Genomic DNA, 17,978 nt, shown 5'->3' on the forward strand with positions numbered 1-17,978 from the left:
TATTTGGTTTCTATATGTTAGAAATAGCAACGTGCACCTATATAAATATTTGAATTTTCCATAAATTGCCCAAAAAATGTGTATGGCTCGTTTCCAATAAAAATATTAGCACCTCCTTCGACCCACCAATTGTCATTGATTTTATAACGTATATTCGGTCGTAAATATGAGTCCTGGTCAGTTGGTGAGTAATACATGAACCATGAAAGGATAAGGTTTTGATTTAATAATTGACGTGTGAGCCGTATTGTGGTGACTAAACGGTCCTGGTCTTTGTTATGAACCCAGAAAGGTTGTGCTTCTTTATATTCGTCATAATCTAACATGTGTTCAAGATAAATCTGCAAACCGCCTGTAAAATCTTTAGTCAGTTCTTGTTCATACCCGACAAGGAATCGGAATTCGGAATTGTTTATAAATGGGCTATTACCATCTCTATCTTCTTTAGAATCGTAATAACCCATTTCAATGGAGAGAATCCCTTTCCATACAGGACCACGAAGACTGGTTCCATAAACATTTAGTTTAGGGAAGAATGCCTGTAATGGTGGATATAGTTTTTGACCGCCAGGACTTTTCCATCTACCAGAATAACTGTAAAATGCCAATTCAAATGTGTTTATTTTGCGGTAGGCACGAAAAGCCCACTCATCATCATGGAACCAGTCGCCTGGATGGTCAATACGCACTTCGTTATCCTCACCCTGAAGACTGTTGAATAATGGATTCCAGAACGTAATGGGGTCGCCTGTAATATATCTGTCAGGAGTAAATCGTGGAGTATAAACAATTTCAAAATTGAACCATTCGGGATATAAGCCCAATTTGATGGAATCAGATGGGGCTTTCAAATATTCTTGTTCTCTTCCAACAAAGTAGGAGTTCCAGTCTTTGGGGAACAGGTCATTAATGAAAAGCATATCTCCCGTACCCCATGTTAAGATTTGTCTTCCTAACCGAATATCTAAAAACGATGTGATTGTCCATGATATTCTTGCTTGGCGTAGGTCAAAATTGAGTTCTTCTTCAACAAGGTCACCATAAAAGTCACCTGTAGTTTCTATCTCAATTTTGTCCCAAAATTTTTCAGCTTTAAGTTGTAACCGAGATTCACCAAGAATTAAGTCTTTGGATTGTTGTTTGTCTTCTCGATAGCGAGTGCCAATTCGGTTGTCCAAAAAGCCTTTTATGTCAATACCTAATGGTTTCTTTTTCTCTTGTTTTGCTTTCTCTGTTTTTGGTTGGTCTGGAGTCGGGGCTTGTTCAAGACCTGCGGGTAGTTGCGGTTCGTTTGATGGAGTAGATTCTAATCCTTGTGGTAATTGAGGTTCATTTGAAGGTAACGTATTGTTTAAACCTGCAGGTAAAGGAGGTTCATTATGATTCGTTGATTCTGAAGAGGATGATAATCCTTTAGGTAAGGCAGGTTCATCTGTATAGGAAGTGGAAGGGATAAGAGTTGTTAAAGATAATAAAAGGATAGATAAAATAACAAATAAATAAAACAAATCAATCTTTATCAGGGAGTTAATGTTATTGTCCATTTTTATCTTCCTTCAATAAAATAAATAATAATATATTTTATTATGTATTTTTCTTATCAAAAAAATCGTCAGATATCTTCAATATATTTAAAATTTGTTCCCCATACATTTTCAGGCGAACAGGTCCTAAAATTTTTAATTTTATGAGGTCAGAATGGGTTTTAGGTCCTGCATGGGCGAGGATAGATATTTTATTTTTTGTTAATACAACATCCGAATCAAGATTCCGAGAAGTGGCTAAATTTCTTCGCCATTTCATAAGCAGAGAAACCCTGTTTTTTACTCGTGGGTCGTTATTTTTTCTATGTGAAATATTAATAGGTTCTTTATTTATAAGTGCTTCCCCAATTATTTTGATTAATTCTTGTTTGTTAATATGTTTTGAGATAGATTGTGCACCTTGAATTTTTTCCAATTTCTCTAATGAAGTTGGTAACGACCGTGATATGTTAATCAAACAACGATTTGAGATGAGTTTATTAGGTTGAATGTGGATTTTTTCAGCAAGCGTTTTTCGGTAGTAGTAAAGAGCCTTAAGGGCTTTTATGTTTTTTTCTGGGAGATTCCTATTGCCAAGTAAATTAAGAAATTGAGAGGCATCTTCATCTTTAGAAAATTCATGGGGTAATTCTTCAAAAATTTCCTTTGCTTCTTCCCATAATCCCTTTTCTATTAGTTTTTCTTTCATTATTTCTTCTAATGGAATTAAGTAGTGAGAATCACGATAAGCATAACTTAATTGTTGTTCTGATAAAGGTCTTTTTTTCCAGTCTGATTTTTGATATTTTTTGTCATGATTAATGTTTAGAATGGAGTGAAGGAGAAAAACGAGTCCTAAGTGCTTATAACCTAAGAGTTTGCCAGCCCACATCGTGTCAAAAAGGTTTTTTACTTCCCAGCGGTATTGTGTCCAGAGAAGACGAAGGTCGTATTCACAAGCATGAAAGATTTTTTCAATATTGGGATTGGCTAATAACGTTCCTAATTCGGAAAAGTCAAAATTTGCTAATGGGTCAAGGAGAAAATCATAACCCCTTACTGATATTTGAATTAGACAAATTTCACCAGGGTATTCATAAATGGAATTAGCTTCAAGGTCTAAAGCGATTTTAGGTTCATTACTTAATATTTTTAATACTTTTTCCCAGTCTTTTCGTGTCTGAATAAGATTATAATTGTTAATTACAAAATCAATATTTTTATGAGGCATATAACACGTATCAATATTATTTAATTGTAGATAGTTTACAAATTCTTTTTTGCATAAGCGATTCCATTTTCAAATATTTTCAACCCATCTCCAGAACCTTCCAATTTAATGCGGTTCCAGAGAGGATGTAATTTTGAGTCCCAGAACCCTTCTGGATGTGGCATAAGCCCAAAAATTCTACCGTTAGGGTTACATATCCCAGCAATATCATTGATAGAACCATTAGGATTGCTTGGATACTCATTGTTTGCAAGTGTTCCATCTGGCTTCATGTATTGTAATACAATTTGGTTTTGCTTGTGTAATTTTTCCAAAACAAGTGGGTCTTTGGTTAAAAACTTTCCTTCTCCGTGTCGCACAGGTAAATCTAATTGGTTTATGTCTTTTGTCCATACACAAGGTGAATGGGGATTTATTTTTAGATGTACCCATCGGTCTTCAAAACGGCCAGAATTGTTGTGGGTTAATGTGACTAATTGTTTAAATTCGCCATCGAATAAGGGAAGAATTCCCATTTTTACCATGACTTGAAAGCCATTACAGATTCCAATTATTAATTTTCCATCATTAATAAATTTTTGGAGTGGTTTTTCCAATCGGTAGCGGATTCTATTTGCAAGGATTCTTCCAGAGGCGACGTCGTCGCCGAAGGAGAACCCCCCAGGGATAGCGAAGATCTTTGAAGATTCGAGATAATCTGGTTTTTCAATAAGGTCATTTAAATGAATAAGTAATGGTTCAGCACCTGCTTTTTGGAAAGCGTATGCCGTTTCGCGTTCACAATTAATACCAAAACCTGTTAGTACAAGAACCTTAACCATAGTATATCCTTAAATACGCAATGTTTTTTGCCATGCCTCTTTAAGTTCGTAAATGGTAGTGTGTATAACTGGATGTCCAGTATATCCATTTATAGTAAAATCAGGGGCAGAGGTAACGTTACCAAGATAATAAATATTTACATCGTTCATTAATTTTAAAAATGCGTTCTCTTTATGTTCTGGGACAGAGACAATATGTCGGCAGGGTGTTTCACTAAATAGGGAGACTATATCATCTTCAATTTGTAGTGGTTGTATGTTTATTTCCATACCAAGAGCACCAGCAAATGCACTTTCCGCTAAGGTGACTGCAAGTCCTCCATCGGAACAGTCATGGCATGAGGAAATTAACCCTTGTTTAATAGCCTCATGGATTCGTGTATATTGTATTACAGCTTCTGTAGGTGTAACGATTGGAACAGTTCCACCCTCGATATTATTTAATACTGCCCATTCACTTCCGCCGAGTGCCTCAACAGTTTTACCAATAAGATAGATTCTATCACCGGGTTGTTTTACATCCATCGTCATTGTTTGCTGAATATCATTTATAAAACCGATAGCTGTGAAAAGTAATGTGGGAGGTATTGAAATTTTTATATTGCCAATCTTATAGTCGTTTTTCATACTATCTTTACCGCTAATAAGCGGGATTTTGTATGTAACACATGTATCGTATAGTCCTTGGCATGTTAGGACTAATTGGGCTAATTTATGGGCACCATCAGGAGTTTTTTCACTTTCTACAGGGTCAGGCCAACAGAAATTGTCTAAACCCGCAATATCTCCTAATTGCACTCCTACTGCAACAAGATTTCTAACAGCTTCATCCACAGCATTCGCAGACATTTGATAACAATCGAGGTCACTGTATTTGGGGCAAATACCGCATGCGACTGCAAGTCCACGATTGGAGTCATATACTGGTCGTATGACAGAGGCATCGCCAGGTCCATCGTAAGTTGCACCTTGAAATGGTTTTAATATGGTTTGTGCCTGTACCTCATGGTCATACATCCGCACAAAGGATTCTTTACTACATACATTTAAACTACCTAATACCTTTTTTAGGTCATCAGTTAAATCCAATTTTTTGGGGATATTAAATCTTTTTGATGGTGAAGGTGTAAGTTTTGCTCTTAACTGCATTGTAGGGACACCCTCATGGAGGAAATGCATAGATAAAGAGGCAATTAATTTATTATTGTAATAACAGTTAAGATATCCAGAATCTGTAAATTTACCGAGAACCGTTGCCTCTACGTCTCTACGCTTTGCAAGTTCGAGAAATTCATCAATGTGTTCAGGTGGTACTGCGAGAGTCATTCGTTCTTGTGATTCAGATAGAAAAATCTCCCATGGTGCAAGCCCAGCATATTTAAGAGGTGCTCGGTCTAAATAAACATTTGCACCTCCTGGAATTCTTGCCATTTCTCCAATACTTGAAGATAAGCCACCTGCACCGTCATCGGTAACTGCATTGTATAAAGACCGATCCCTTGCCTCAAAAAGGAAGTCCGAAAGTTTCTTCTGCGTAATGGGGTCGCCTATTTGGACGGCTGTGACTGGGGAACCTTCATGGAGCTCTTCCGATGAGAAAGTAGCACCGTGTATTCCGTCTTTGCCTATTCTTCCGCCAAGCATAACAATCAGGTCGCCACTGCGTGCTTGTTTCTCATGGCTGGGTTTCCCATTAATCTTATTAGGGATTATTCCACCTGTGCCACAGAAGACTAAAGGTTTCCCTAAAAAACGTTCATGAAACACAATTGCTCCATTAACTGTGGGTATACCACTTTGATTGCCTCCGTCTCTCACACCAGCATGAACGCCACGGAGCACTCTTCGTGGATGGAATAATCGTTCTGGAATTTTCCCTTCATAGAAAGGTGATGCAAAACAAAATACATCTGTATTGAAAATACAACGGCAACCTAAACCAGCACCTAAAATATCACGATTTACACCAACAATACCTGTAATAGCACCACCATAAGGGTCAAGTGCTGAAGGGCTATTATGTGTTTCGACTTTCATTGAAATAAGATGATTATCATCAAATCGTATAAGACCTGCATTATCGTGGAAAACACTTACCAGCCAATTAATTTCGGATTGGAGTTTTTCTGTAACAGATTTTATATATGTTTTGAATAGACTATTGATTTTTTGGGTCTCATTATCATTTTCGAAGTTAATCTCTGCATTAAATATTTTATGTTTGCAGTGTTCAGACCATGTTTGTGCCAAAATTTCTAATTCAATATCAGTTGGACAATCAGGTAAATTATGCTTTTTCCTATGGTTCTTCGTTTCTGGATTCTGATAATAGTCTTTAATGGCTTTCATTTCACGTAGGTCAAGGGCTAATAATCTTTTTTGGCTTAATTCAACCAATCCTTTATCGTCCAAATCTAAAGAAATGGTTTCTACAATGCTTTCCGTTTTTTCCTTTACAATAGGAGGTGGTAATAAAAAAAGGTCATCTTTTGTTGAAAGTTCATTTAGAGATAGCACACACCAGTGTTGGATAAGTTCATTTGCAAGAAGTTCTCTCGCAATTTTTGAACAAAGGTCTTTAGATAAACCTGCAAACCAATACATTGTTGATTTGAAAACAAGTTCATCCGATTTTAAATCGCGAGAAATGGTATCCTGAATTCCCTCTCGTGCACTTTTACCAACATTGTCCGTAACTCCAGGGCGAAATCCAACCTCAACAACATGTTGGTATTCATGGGAGAAGAGAATATGCTTATTTATTGATGAAATTTGTATTACAGAATCGGTAAATAATTCATTTGCTATTTTTATTAGTTCATGTTCTGTGAGATTTGCCATGATTGTATATACATCAACCACACGAATAGAATTACAGGTAATGGCTAAATCGTCTTTTATTTGTGAACATAAACTTTTACCGATAGGGTCCGTCAGTTCCGGTCGAACAGAGACTTCAATTCGGTTGAGCATATTTTAAATTCCCTTTATAATACACTTTCCTTTCGCCATTGATTATTTTTCCTACAATATGTACAGTTACACCTGCTTGTTCGAATGCTTTCAATACTTTGGGTAGATGTTCTTCTGGAATGATAAATAGTAAACCAAGCCCCATATTAAAAACACGCAACATTTCTTCATCATCTACATTTCCAGTTTCTTTTAAGAAGCGGAATAGGTATGGCACTTCCCAACTACCAAGGTTAATTTCCGCACCTATATTTTCAGGTAGAATTCGCGGTAGATTTTCTGTAATACCCCCTCCTGTAATATGAGCCATACCACGAACGTCTGCTAACTTCATGACTATTTGCATAATCTTTGAGTAGCAGAGATGAGGAGCCATTAAAGTATCGTATACGGATTGATTTGTTCCTGGAAATGTATCTTCTAATTTTAATTTTGCTACTTCAAAACATATTTTACGTGCGAGGGTGTATCCGTTTGTGTGTAACCCTGAAGAAGCAAGTCCGAGTATAACATCGCCAGATTGAATATGTGAGCCATCAACGATTTTTTTACGGTCTACAATTCCAACAATAGTTCCTACAAGGTCATACTCTTCTGGTTTATATACATCAGGCATTTCTGCAGTCTCTCCTCCGATGAGAGCACAACCAGCCTGACCGCAACCTAATGTGAGCCCACGTACAACCTCAATAATTGTCGAAGGATTTAATTTGCCCATGGCAATATAATCAAGAAAAAAGAGAGGTTTTGCACCTTGAACTAAAATGTCGTTTACGCAATGGGAGACGAGGTCAATTCCCACTGTATCATGTTTATTTGCCATAATCGCTAATTTTAGTTTTGTTCCTACTCCGTCAATACTTGAAACGAGAACAGGTTCTTCAATACCTTGTAAGTCAGGTTGGAAAAGTCCACCAAATAATCCTATGTTATATAAGACTTGGTCGTTGAACGTCCTTTTAACTAATTCTTTAATTTCGCTAACTGCTTCATTCGCAGCGTCAATATTAACGCCTGCGTCTTTATAACTTAATTTTCGTGTTTCGTCGTCCATAAATTATTCCTCTAATTAATTGCCCAATAAATTGGTAGTATAATAGCATATATAGAAATATAAATCGAATAGAGCATACCTTTACTATAAGGGAGGTAATATTAGAATTCATGGAAAAGGTGAAAAATGAACTTTATCATCAAATATGAATATGAATTTATTTAAAAATGAAAATGTAATTCATACCTTAATATTTTCATCAATTGTTTTGCCTCCTTTAATTTTTTCTTTTGAGTTCACTTCCTTCCTATATCCCAAAGAAATTGTGTTGAGTGGTTTACTTCTACTCTTGTTTCCATTTTTTTTGGCACGAACTGAAACGTTAGTTGTTAATCTTCATTCCCTATTATTCTTGATTTTAATTTTATTTTTTTGTTTGAGCATATTTTATGCGAAAGTGCCAGAACAAACGTTGATTAGAGTAAGTGAACTAACCTTGTTTTTAGTTTATATTATTGTTATAGATGATTTTTGTGTGAAGAGTACTTATAAAAATGCTATGGATTTAGGAATCATTATTTCTGGGTTGGGTATTTCATTAACATTAATCATTCAAAAATATAATATAGTACCAGTTCTATTCCCTACATTTCCCGAGTATAAACAACTATATTCTGTATTTGGCAATCAAAACCTTGCAGGTTCGTATATTGCCTTGTCTATGATTTGGCTATTGACTCGCAAACAAGAAATTATAAGAAAGAATTTATATGTTGTTTTATGTTCTTTTGTTCTTGGATACGGTTTATTTTTGAGTAATTCTCGGTCATCATGGATTGCTTTTCTATTTTGTTTTATTCTTTTTATTTTTGATATGGGTAGGGATAAGGAAGATAAGTATCATTTATCTATTGGTTTAAGTTTAGGCATTTTATTGGCACTTATTTTAGCATTACCTACTGTTATACCACGGATTACACAATCTTTTTCAGGAAGTGATGTTGGGTTTCGTACACGGCTATGGATATATGACGGTACTATCAGAATGTTTTTAAAGAATCCATTATTAGGGGTTGGATTTGGAAATTATTATTATTGGAGCCCGAAATATTTGGGGGATGCTTTACATTCAAATTACGGTAATACTCATTATAGGAATGAATTGTTAACTTTGCATGCTCATAATGATATTTTGGAGTTACTTGCAGAAGGTGGAATTATAATTGGGATATTAATACTTATTTTCTATTTCCTACCAATTATACTTTATCGAAAGAATTATGTTTGGATTGTATTTTTAATAACATCACTTTTTAATCCCATATTTATTAGCGGATTTCATATAAGTATAGCGTTATTTTCTTTGATGAACCATATAAATATTGGGACTAAGAGTGTGATGAATATATTAAGCAGATATGAATTATTTTTAAATAGAAAATGGAGATATGTAGTAGTTGTTTTAGGAATATTTATTATGGTTTTTCTTTCATATACGTTGTGGTTACCTGATTATAAATTAAGGCAGGCAGAAAAACAGTTAATATTACATATAGATTGTTCGAGCCATTACCAGATGTTAGTAAAATCAAGATTTGCCTCTTATGCAACGTGGGAAGGGTATGCCCAATCACTAATACTAAAAAAAGATTATGAAAATGCCTATCATGTTCTAAAAAAAGCATTAGAAAAGACGGACTCAGGGTTTATATATTTATTATTAGGTAGATGTGCAAGCGAGTTAGGAAAAAAAGAAGAAAGTATCCGATGGTATCGTGAATGTTTATATCGATTTCCCAATAATATAGAGGCTCAAGAAGGGGTAAAAGTTAACTCAGATTTGCAATAAAAAGGCTTTGTACTATAGCTACAAAAGGGGTGTTGTTAGAAGTAGATATTTTTATTGTGTAGTTTGTATCGGTTTCAATAGGTAAGTTCACTTTATATCTTTCGCTTCTTAGTTTTTCATAAATTATAGGTTTTGTTTCCCCTCGATTTACTTCAAGAACAAACTCATCAGCGTCATTTAGAAATAAAGTAATTGTTATTTCTTTTGAGCGTGTATCCAGCCAATAAGAACCAGTGCTATTCCATAATATATTACGTATTACGGGGGAACCATCTTCACTTTTTATTTCTAATGAACGAGTTGAATTTGGATATTGAGTGCGGAAAAAACTAACAGTAGACGGAATTTGGGAAATAGGATTAATAAACCGTTTGAGTTGATAACTTTCGGATAGAGTAAGAAGTAAAATGGTAGATATTAGTAAGGATAAAATATACAGTAAACAGATATTTAAGGCTTTAAGGAGTGAGATGCCGAATGTTCCTAAAATAATAAGAAAAGCAAAAAGTGGGATAAATGCAAATCCCCAGAGGATAATGAATTTAGGTAGCCATGAAAATAAGAAAACAATAGAGGCTATCAGTATTCCAACCAATATAATAAGATTTGGATGTATGCTTTCTTTAACTCCCATAATTTTCGAAATTAAATTTATAAGTAGGGGTGAAATAATTAAAAGGGAAAATCCAGTGATAATTCGAGATAATAACAATTCATTTTGATAAATATCCCAGAATGATAAATGTGTATGTAAAAGGGTTGGTTTTTGTAGCCAAAATGTGAGCGACATAAATATGTTGATTGAAACAAAAATAATAAGGACTAAACCGAGGAATAAGGTAATAATTTCAGGTGTTAAGTTAATCAAAACATTTTGAGAAAATCCCGTGGTTGATAAATTTGGTGGGCTTGTTGAAAGTCTTAATGTCTCTCCACATTTCCAACAGTGGTCATTATCTTTAGGATTTTCAGAGCCACAACGTTTACAAATTGACTCGGGCAATAAATCAAAGTCCGTTGCAAGGATTACAGGGAAGGGACGTTTTTTTACAGTTTTTCTTTCAATGTGTCGTTTAAGTCGTTCAATCGCCACATGTGCCCATTTATGTTCAGGACATATCTCATGTAATTTTTCATAAGTTTGTTTAGCTAAATCATATTTACCAATAGTAACGTAAATTCTGCCAAGTTGTTCATATAAGCCAGGTTCATTACCCCAGATTTCAATTGCTTTTTTTAATTTCTCTATCGCATCTTCATATTTCCCCAATCGGTAAAGTGTTGCAGACAAGAATCGGTAAACATTTATATGTGGTTCCCATTCGTTAACTAAGACGGTAAGATGGTCTAACGCTAAGGAATAATCTTTATTTTGATATAGTTTTTTTGCTAATGTCCATCGTTTTTCATAGTCTTTAGGATTTTTTTCAACGTAGTCAAGTAGGTCAAGAAGGTTCAACGTTCCATCACCTTTTCATTAAAAAATTAACTATTTTTTCTTTTCTTTTTTCGTTCTTTTTTCCGTGTTTCTTTATATTTAGCTAAATTTATTCTATACAAAATTTCATTGACAACCCAAGCAATAATTGCACCTACAACAGCTGACATACCTATAGTAAAACCAATACGTGTACCCTTTGAATAATCATACACTAAAAAACCAGCCAGAAAATAATTAGGGACGAGAAGTAATAGACTACAAATAATCCAAAAAATCCATCCAACGGATTCAATATTTTTGAACTGTTTCATTTAACTCCTTATCCTTTAGTTTTTTGAGGTTGTGGGATTGTTAGTGTAAATTGAGTTCCTTTATTAATTTGACTGGAAACGGTGATTTTTCCACCGTGTTCTTCCACAATTTTCTTCGTAACCGAAAGTCCTAATCCAGTGCCTTTATATCCCTTTGTAGTAAAGAAAGGCTCAAAGATGTGTTTGATATCCTCATCGGATATCCCCTTGCCATTATCAGAAATAGTTATAACTAACCCATTATTTTTAGAAAATGTTGCCTTGATATCAATACGCCCCCCGTTTTCTGGGATAAAATCTGTAGCATTTAATAAGAGATTCGTAATGCAATGCATAATACCATTGGGGTCAAGATATACATCATCTTTTATTTCTGAAAGGTTAATAGTTAAGGTGATGTTTCGACTTTTAAATAGGTCGGAAAATATTTCAGTTACTTTATTTATAATACTCTCAAGGTTGCAATACGTCTTTTGTGGGATGCGGGGTTTTGAAAATAAAAGCAAATCTTGAACAAATTCAGAAACGAAAAATGAAGTTCGTCGTAGAACAGGCCATGCTTTATGAACGATAGGATAGTTTTTTTGTTGCAGTGCCTTATCCATAAGCTCAGTACTGGTGAGCATCCCTGTGAGAATATTTTTTAAGTGATGCGTCAATGCTGTAATTGTATATCCAATCGCAGCAAGTCGTTCCGATTGTAGTTTCTCCTGAATAAGTTGTGAATTTACCACTGCAGTTGATGCCCAAGAGGCAAGAATTTCAAGGAAACGTAAATCCTCATGAGTAAAATCATTTCCATCGAGTTTGTTAACCATTTCAAGGACACCTATTAAGCGCTTACGGTCAATCATAGGGACCGCAAGTAAGTTTCTTGTAGAAAAGTTCGTTAACGTATCTACCTCAGAAAAGAAACGTGGGTCATTCTTGACATTATTTACAATTATCGGTTTCAGTGTCCTTGCTACTTCTCCTGCAATACCACGGTCTATTGGAATACGTATTTCCTTTTTAGTTATTTCTGAACCAACTGGTCCTAATGTAACCTGAAAGGATAATTCTTTCCGCTTTTCATCGTATAGCAAGAGAGAACCTGCCTCCGCATTACTCGCTTTTCTACATTCCTCAGTAATAATAGTAATGAGTTGGTCTATATCCGTTAAATTTGAAAAGAAATGTTGAACACGGTAGATAGCTTGAACGTAACCTCGTATTTCCTCATTAACCCACGATAATTTTGTAATTTGACTTTCTGCTGAATTATCCATATTAGTAGCTTCTTGTCCTATGTATAGAGTGCTATTTGTATTTTTCTAAATGTATTAAATGTTTTATCCTTCGTTCTGATTGAAGTTCCTTAATTTGATTGAATAATAACACACATTTATCAGATTTTAATTCAGGTAAGAATGATAATATAAAATTTCTTAATGTATCTTCATCAACAAAATCACAAAAAGAATCATATAATTGCACAAGAGATTTCAATTTATCCTTTAATAAAATCGTTCTCTTTATTATCGCCGAATCTAAATCAATGATAAAAATTCGTTTACCATCTGTTGTTAGTAAATTCTTACCCGATACGTCCTTGTGGTATATTTTCTTTTCCCATAAGGAAAAAATGAGATTATGAATAGAATTGAAAAATTCGGGCAAGGAGACCCCTTTTTGGATATATATTTTATTCTTTACAAACATTTCAACATTACAACTATCATTGATAAATTCTGTTATAAAAATATGCTGGACTGGTATGAAATACTGACGTAATTCAATATACCCGATAGGTTTAGGAGTTGAAATAGAATGAGAATCTAAATACCTGCTTATGTTCCAGGCATTCTTACACCGCCTACGAAGTAACAAATGCCTTATCATACCTTCAAAACGACTGTATGTTGTTTTCTTAACAAAATAATTATCTACTTTGAGTGAAATAGATTTATCTGTTTTTTTAATTATTTCTGTCGCATAATTGATTTTGGTTATCAAATCATCTATATCTACATCTCTATTATTTAGCAGAGCATGATATATTTGTTTTTTTATGATGATAGTCATATCTAAAAAGTTATGTGTTTCTTAATCAAGGTTTTAATAGATACCCACGTTAGATGTGGAGATGCAAGAAGGTTTGCTAAAAATGAAAACGTAACATCTCCATATCCTTTTAATAACGTATTATAAAAATGTAATGGTATATTTCTTTTAATAAATGAACGTTTTAATCGGATAAGATTAAAGGAACGATGAAAATTATTGAGATTCTTCTTAGTCATTGCCTTATCGAAATCAATAAGAAAAACAGAATTGGATTTAGAATCAATTAAGATGTTTCTTGTCTGTAAATCTTTGTGATAGACCCCTAATCTATGCATTCTTTTTATAATCTCTCCTGTTTTTAGTGAAATATTTTGTTTCTCATCGTTAGAAATAGAATCAGATATTAAAAATTCTTCAAGGGTATATGCGTCTGGGATATATTGTGTAATAACCCCACATTTATAAAAAACATGTTTTTTAATCCAGAAAATGCCTAAATACTCAGGAACAGGCAAATTGTTATCTAATATACGGGTGAACAAATTAAATTCATTCAAACAACGATTTGTTAAAAACCAATACTTAAAAAAACTAAACAATCCACCATGTGTATATATCTTGATTAATAGTTTATGTTCTGTGTCTATGGGTAATAGATATATAACATCTCTACCAACCGATAACGTTTTTATATTCTGTGGCAAGTCCCCATTAAGAATACTGGAACATACATGTTCTATATGTAAAGGTAAAGTGTTCTTTAAAATTAAATGTAAATTGTTTTTACGATGTGAAGAATAATTATTATTTGAATTTAATTGCATAAAAAAATCTAAAATTTTAAGGTTAGAAATAATTATAAATTAAGTGAATATTATTTTTGAAATAAGGAATATTATACCCAGAGAAAAGCACATAGAATAAATGTAAATAATCTATATGTGAAAAAAACAAACCTCAACTTGTATGTTAAGGGAGGAGGCGGTAGGCTTGGGCGAACCTACCGCCTAAATAGCGGGGGGTGTCTGAGAAATTGCTCTGTAGGCGCAAGAGGAAAATTCATATTCAATTTTATATCGAAGTTTTGGGCTGGTCTGAGGAATCGGGTATATGCAATTCCCAAACACCAAATATATAGTAGCACAATATATAGTAGTTTGTCAAGTATTTTTTCTAAAATTTTTTAAATATTTTTTTAATTTTTATGATTATTTAATGGTAGGTAAGTTACTTGAAAAGTTGAAGTTTTTAATAACATTTTCTTATACTATTTACTAAGTTGACGAAAGGAATTCTTTTTCAAACGAAAAATTAAATGATGAAGAGGGTATTTTTATGATTTTCATTCCAAAGGAAGTTTACCCCAAAGAGACTCGAGTACCAATTGTTCCTGATACTGTAAAAAAATTAGTTAAGTTAGGGGCAGAGGTATGTATTGAGCACGATATGGGGTGGAGTTGCGGTTATTCAGATGCACAGTACACTGAAGTAGGTGCAAAAGTCATAGCACGCGAAGATGGATTAAAAAATGCAGATATTGTTCTTCGATTACGGAAACCTCCTATTGAAGAAATTAAATTAATGAAAAAAGGTTCTTTACATATTAGTTATTTGGAACCCTTCTTTGATTTTGCAATTCAAGATGAATTTATTAGGAATGAAGTAAATGCAATATCTATGGAAATGATTCCGAGAACCACATTAGCACAAAAAATGGATGCACTGAGTTCGCAGGCGAATTTAGCGGGATATGTTGCAGTTATCGTTGCTGCACATAGATTACCTATGGTATTTCCGATGATGATGACACCAGCGGGAACCTTAAAACCCATTCGTATTTTTATTATTGGGTGTGGTGTTGCTGGTTTGCAGGCAATAGCCACCGCAAAACGATTAGGTGCCCGAGTGGAAGCCTTCGACACAAGACCTGTGGTTGAAGAACAAGTATTATCATTAGGAGCGAAGTTTGTAAAAATCGATGTAGGACCCACAGGTCAGACTAAAGATGGTTATGCCTTGGAACTTACAGAGGAACAAAAGCAAAAACAGCGGGAAGGAATGAAAAAAGTTATAGCCCAGTCTGATGTAGTAATAACTACTGCTCAGGTCTTCGGTAAAAAAGCACCATTACTCGTTACAAACGATATGATAAAAGCAATGCGACCCGGTAGTGTTATTGTTGACCTTGCCGCAGAAACGGGAGGAAATGTCGAAGGTTCAAAACCCGGCGAAGAAGTAATAATAGACAATGTTATTGTGATTGGAGCAGAGAATTTCCCGGGAAGGGTAGCAGTTCATGCAAGTCAAATGTATTCTGCTAATTTAGGAAATTTAGTGGAACACTTCTGGAATAAAGAAACAAAATCGTTTAATTACAAATTAGAAGATGAAATATTAAATGGTTGTCTAATTATTCATGAAGGCAAATTAAGAAATGAATTAATACAAAAGGCAAGGAGTTCACAATGAAAAAAAAGATAGTAAAACTAAATAAAATTCCATTGATGGGATGGGTAAGTTTGGTAGTTTTTGTATCCGTCCTATCCCTTTTATTTTTGGGAAGTTTCCCAAAGGTAAAGGCAGACAGTAATGCAGGTATGTCAACAACACCCGCAGTTGTTGCAACGGAATGTGCAACGGAACAGTCATTACCCAGTACCAGAGCGTTAAATCCGATGACATTACTTTTATTTACGTTCTTAATTGCGGTATTTCTTGGTGTGGAAATATTGACTAAAGTTCCATCCCAACTTCATACGCCCCTTATGTCCGGGTCAAATGCCATTTCGGGAATTACAGTCGTAGGTGCCTGTTTGGCAGCGGGACAGGGGAGAGATTCAGTGTTATTAATAGGTATCGGTATTATCGCAATGATTTGTGCAATGATAAATGTAGCAGGTGGTTATCTTGTAACAGACAGAATGTTAAGAATGTTCAAAGGGAAGGAAAGGAAGTAGCCGTGAACGAGACTATTAAAATATTAATTGAAGTTGCCTATATGGTATCGGCGGTTACCTTTATTCTGGGGCTGAAAATGCTCAGCAAACCGACAACCGCCATTAAAGGGAACATTATCTCCGGATTAGGGATGTGCCTTGCAATTGCTGTTACGCTTGTTAATCCGGTAATTAAATCCTATGAGTGGATAATAATTGGTGGACTTATTGGGAGTGTTATAGGAGCCATCGCTGCGATTAAAGTTCCGATGACCTCTATGCCCGGCTTTGTCGCATTTTTTAATGGAACAGGTGGACTTGCCAGCATGTTGGTAGGTTGGTCTGATTTCCATGTTACCTATACAGGCAAAGGTTATGGCGAATACAGCCTTGAAAATATTGTTTTAATACTTGCTACCTATTTAGCAATGCTGATTGGTGGAGTTACATTTTCAGGAAGTATGGTTGCTTACGCAAAGTTAGAAGAAAAAATTCAAGGGAAACCTATTTTATTTAAAGGACAACAGTTAGTAAATGCTGTTGTATTAGGATTAGGCATCCTGATTGGAGTCCTTTTCTTTGCAAGTCCCAATGGTCCTTTAATTTATCCCGCAGTCATATTATTAATGATATTGGCGAATATCCTTGGTATTTTAGTGACCATCCCTATTGGTGGAGCAGATATGCCCGTCGTGATATGTTTATTAAACAGTTACTCAGGTATGGCAGCATGTGCCTCTGGTTTCGTATTAAATAATACCGTATTAATCGTAGCAGGCTCCTTAGTCGGTGCCAGTGGTATTATCCTAACTGCAATTATGTGTAAAGCCATGAACCGTTCCCTTGCGAATGTCTTATTTAGCGGTTTTGGTTCATCCGAAGGAGCAGTGAGCACTTCCGTAACCGGTGAAGTAAAAGCATTATCTCCTGAAGATGCTTATTTTGTATTGGAAGCGGCTCGCTCCGTCGTATTTGTGCCCGGTTATGGTATGGCAGTGGCACAGGCACAACATGTAGTCAAGGAATTAGCCGACCTATTAGAAAAAAATGGAGCGGAAGTGAAATACGCCATTCACCCTGTTGCTGGTCGTATGCCAGGACACATGAATGTTTTATTAGCAGAAGCCAATGTCCCTTATGACCAATTATTGGAAATGGATGATATTAATCCAATAATTGATACCGTTGATGTTTGTATTGTAGTCGGGGCAAATGATGTTGTAAATCCATCCGCAAGAGAAGACCCCAAGAGTGCCATCTACGGAATGCCTATTATTAATGTAGATTACGCCAAAACCTGTTTTGTCTTAAAGCGGTCTCTTGCTTCAGGCTTCTCCGGCGTAGAAAACCCGCTCTTCTTCAAAGAAAATACGCGAATGATTTTTGGCGATGCCAAACAAACTCTGACAGCATTAGTAAATCAGTTCAAAGAAGCACAAGAGTAATTATTGCAAACATTAGTAGTAATTTTGGTACCCTTGTTGTATGAAAATACAGCAAGGGTTAATTATTTTGGGAATATTAAACAAATTTCTGAACAAACGATATAAGAGGTCTTGATGTAAATTATACATTTTATTCTTGACAAAATCTGACGGAAATATAAACTCTTATAGTAGTAGACATGTGTGTCTGCCCTGAAGAGTGAATTTATGTAACAGATTTATCCCTACTACCGAATGGATTGATTACACTACAATCATCATTTGCAGTGGAAAAAATCGTTTTTTAGGGGAGCAGGGATGCTCCCGATACATTATACCTTTAGAAATAAGTAAATCATAAAGAACATGGAGGAAAGGATTGAAAAAACTCTGTGGTTCTCTGTGCACTCTGTGGTTAGATTTTCTTTG

Annotated in this window: 14 protein-coding genes; 4 read left to right on the forward strand and 10 right to left on the reverse strand. The window is 34.9% G+C overall.

The window, feature by feature from the left end:
* Nucleotides 1-17: 17 nt before the first annotated feature.
* Genes PLJ10_09595 through purM form a run of 5 tightly spaced genes read right to left on the reverse strand, consistent with a single transcriptional unit; the run spans nt 18 to nt 7,602 of the window.
* A complete protein-coding gene (locus tag PLJ10_09595) occupies nt 18-1,544 on the reverse strand; it encodes a hypothetical protein (GenBank protein HOK09902.1) in 1,527 nt (508 codons plus the stop codon).
* Between the two features lie 40 nt (nt 1,545-1,584).
* Entirely contained in the window at nt 1,585-2,754 is a 1,170-nt protein-coding gene (locus PLJ10_09600) for a ribonuclease D (GenBank protein ID HOK09903.1), read from the reverse strand.
* A 35-nt stretch (nt 2,755-2,789) separates the two neighbouring features.
* Entirely contained in the window at nt 2,790-3,575 is a 786-nt protein-coding gene (gene purQ / locus PLJ10_09605) for a phosphoribosylformylglycinamidine synthase I (GenBank protein ID HOK09904.1), read from the reverse strand.
* 9 nt (nt 3,576-3,584) lie between these two features.
* Nucleotides 3,585-6,548 (reverse strand): AIR synthase-related protein, encoded by a 2,964-nt coding sequence (locus PLJ10_09610; protein ID HOK09905.1) that lies wholly within the window; start codon nt 6,546-6,548, stop codon nt 3,585-3,587.
* Nucleotides 6,532-7,602, reverse strand: coding sequence for a phosphoribosylformylglycinamidine cyclo-ligase (gene purM, locus PLJ10_09615; GenBank protein HOK09906.1), 1,071 nt, complete (start codon nt 7,600-7,602; stop codon nt 6,532-6,534). The genes PLJ10_09610 and purM overlap by 17 nt, the downstream gene beginning before the upstream one ends.
* A 145-nt stretch (nt 7,603-7,747) precedes the next feature.
* Between purM and PLJ10_09620 the strand changes: the two genes are divergently transcribed.
* Nucleotides 7,748-9,391: an O-antigen ligase family protein gene (locus PLJ10_09620; GenBank protein HOK09907.1), complete on the forward strand. Its 1,644-nt coding sequence runs from the start codon at nt 7,748-7,750 to the stop codon at nt 9,389-9,391.
* On the opposite strand, the gene PLJ10_09625 is transcribed toward PLJ10_09620, so the two are convergent.
* From PLJ10_09625 to PLJ10_09645, 5 genes are read right to left on the reverse strand one after another with little or no spacing between them, the layout of a single operon-like run.
* Nucleotides 9,372-10,850: a tetratricopeptide repeat protein gene (locus PLJ10_09625; protein ID HOK09908.1), complete on the reverse strand. Its 1,479-nt coding sequence runs from the start codon at nt 10,848-10,850 to the stop codon at nt 9,372-9,374. The two genes, PLJ10_09620 and PLJ10_09625, sit on opposite strands and share 20 nt — an antisense overlap.
* A gap of 26 nt (nt 10,851-10,876) precedes the next feature.
* Nucleotides 10,877-11,143, reverse strand: coding sequence for a hypothetical protein (locus PLJ10_09630; GenBank protein ID HOK09909.1), 267 nt, complete (start codon nt 11,141-11,143; stop codon nt 10,877-10,879).
* An 8-nt stretch (nt 11,144-11,151) separates the two neighbouring features.
* Nucleotides 11,152-12,411 carry a HAMP domain-containing sensor histidine kinase gene (locus PLJ10_09635; protein HOK09910.1) on the reverse strand — a complete coding sequence of 420 codons (1,260 nt, stop codon included), beginning with the start codon at nt 12,409-12,411 and terminating at the stop codon, nt 11,152-11,154.
* 31 nt (nt 12,412-12,442) lie between these two features.
* Nucleotides 12,443-13,207: a lipopolysaccharide kinase InaA family protein gene (locus tag PLJ10_09640; protein HOK09911.1), complete on the reverse strand. Its 765-nt coding sequence runs from the start codon at nt 13,205-13,207 to the stop codon at nt 12,443-12,445.
* Nucleotides 13,208-13,209: 2 nt separating this feature from the next.
* Entirely contained in the window at nt 13,210-14,013 is an 804-nt protein-coding gene (locus PLJ10_09645) for a lipopolysaccharide kinase InaA family protein (protein HOK09912.1), read from the reverse strand.
* A gap of 511 nt (nt 14,014-14,524) precedes the next feature.
* Here PLJ10_09645 and PLJ10_09650 point away from each other — a divergent pair.
* From PLJ10_09650 to PLJ10_09660, 3 genes are all read left to right on the forward strand, one after another.
* Nucleotides 14,525-15,658 (forward strand): Re/Si-specific NAD(P)(+) transhydrogenase subunit alpha, encoded by a 1,134-nt coding sequence (locus tag PLJ10_09650; GenBank protein ID HOK09913.1) that lies wholly within the window; start codon nt 14,525-14,527, stop codon nt 15,656-15,658.
* A gap of 206 nt (nt 15,659-15,864) precedes the next feature.
* A complete protein-coding gene (locus PLJ10_09655; GenBank protein HOK09914.1) occupies nt 15,865-16,146 on the forward strand; it encodes an NAD(P) transhydrogenase subunit alpha in 282 nt (93 codons plus the stop codon).
* 41 nt (nt 16,147-16,187) lie between these two features.
* Nucleotides 16,188-17,570, forward strand: coding sequence for an NAD(P)(+) transhydrogenase (Re/Si-specific) subunit beta (locus PLJ10_09660; GenBank protein HOK09915.1), 1,383 nt, complete (start codon nt 16,188-16,190; stop codon nt 17,568-17,570).
* Nucleotides 17,571-17,978 lie beyond the last annotated feature (408 nt).

Source organism: Candidatus Hydrogenedens sp. (assembly GCA_035361075.1).
Classification (GTDB): Bacteria; Hydrogenedentota; Hydrogenedentia; order Hydrogenedentales; family Hydrogenedentaceae; genus Hydrogenedens.

Excerpts from the sequence above, each read along its gene's own strand:
- PLJ10_09630 (HOK09909.1), bottom strand. The coding sequence starts at position 11,143 with ATGAAACAGTTCAAAAATATTGAATCCGTTGGATGGATTTTTTGGATT.
- PLJ10_09610 (HOK09905.1), bottom strand. The coding sequence starts at position 6,548 with ATGCTCAACCGAATTGAAGTCTCTGTTCGACCGGAACTGACGGACCCT.
- PLJ10_09600 (HOK09903.1), bottom strand. The coding sequence starts at position 2,754 with ATGCCTCATAAAAATATTGATTTTGTAATTAACAATTATAATCTTATT.
- PLJ10_09660 (HOK09915.1), top strand. The coding sequence starts at position 16,188 with ATGGTATCGGCGGTTACCTTTATTCTGGGGCTGAAAATGCTCAGCAAA.
- PLJ10_09635 (HOK09910.1), bottom strand. The coding sequence starts at position 12,411 with ATGGATAATTCAGCAGAAAGTCAAATTACAAAATTATCGTGGGTTAAT.
- PLJ10_09655 (HOK09914.1), top strand. The coding sequence starts at position 15,865 with ATGACATTACTTTTATTTACGTTCTTAATTGCGGTATTTCTTGGTGTG.
- purQ (HOK09904.1), bottom strand. The coding sequence starts at position 3,575 with ATGGTTAAGGTTCTTGTACTAACAGGTTTTGGTATTAATTGTGAACGC.
- PLJ10_09650 (HOK09913.1), top strand. The coding sequence starts at position 14,525 with ATGATTTTCATTCCAAAGGAAGTTTACCCCAAAGAGACTCGAGTACCA.
- PLJ10_09620 (HOK09907.1), top strand. The coding sequence starts at position 7,748 with ATGAATATGAATTTATTTAAAAATGAAAATGTAATTCATACCTTAATA.
- purM (HOK09906.1), bottom strand. The coding sequence starts at position 7,602 with ATGGACGACGAAACACGAAAATTAAGTTATAAAGACGCAGGCGTTAAT.
- PLJ10_09640 (HOK09911.1), bottom strand. The coding sequence starts at position 13,207 with ATGACTATCATCATAAAAAAACAAATATATCATGCTCTGCTAAATAAT.
- PLJ10_09595 (HOK09902.1), bottom strand. The coding sequence starts at position 1,544 with ATGGACAATAACATTAACTCCCTGATAAAGATTGATTTGTTTTATTTA.
- PLJ10_09645 (HOK09912.1), bottom strand. The coding sequence starts at position 14,013 with ATGCAATTAAATTCAAATAATAATTATTCTTCACATCGTAAAAACAAT.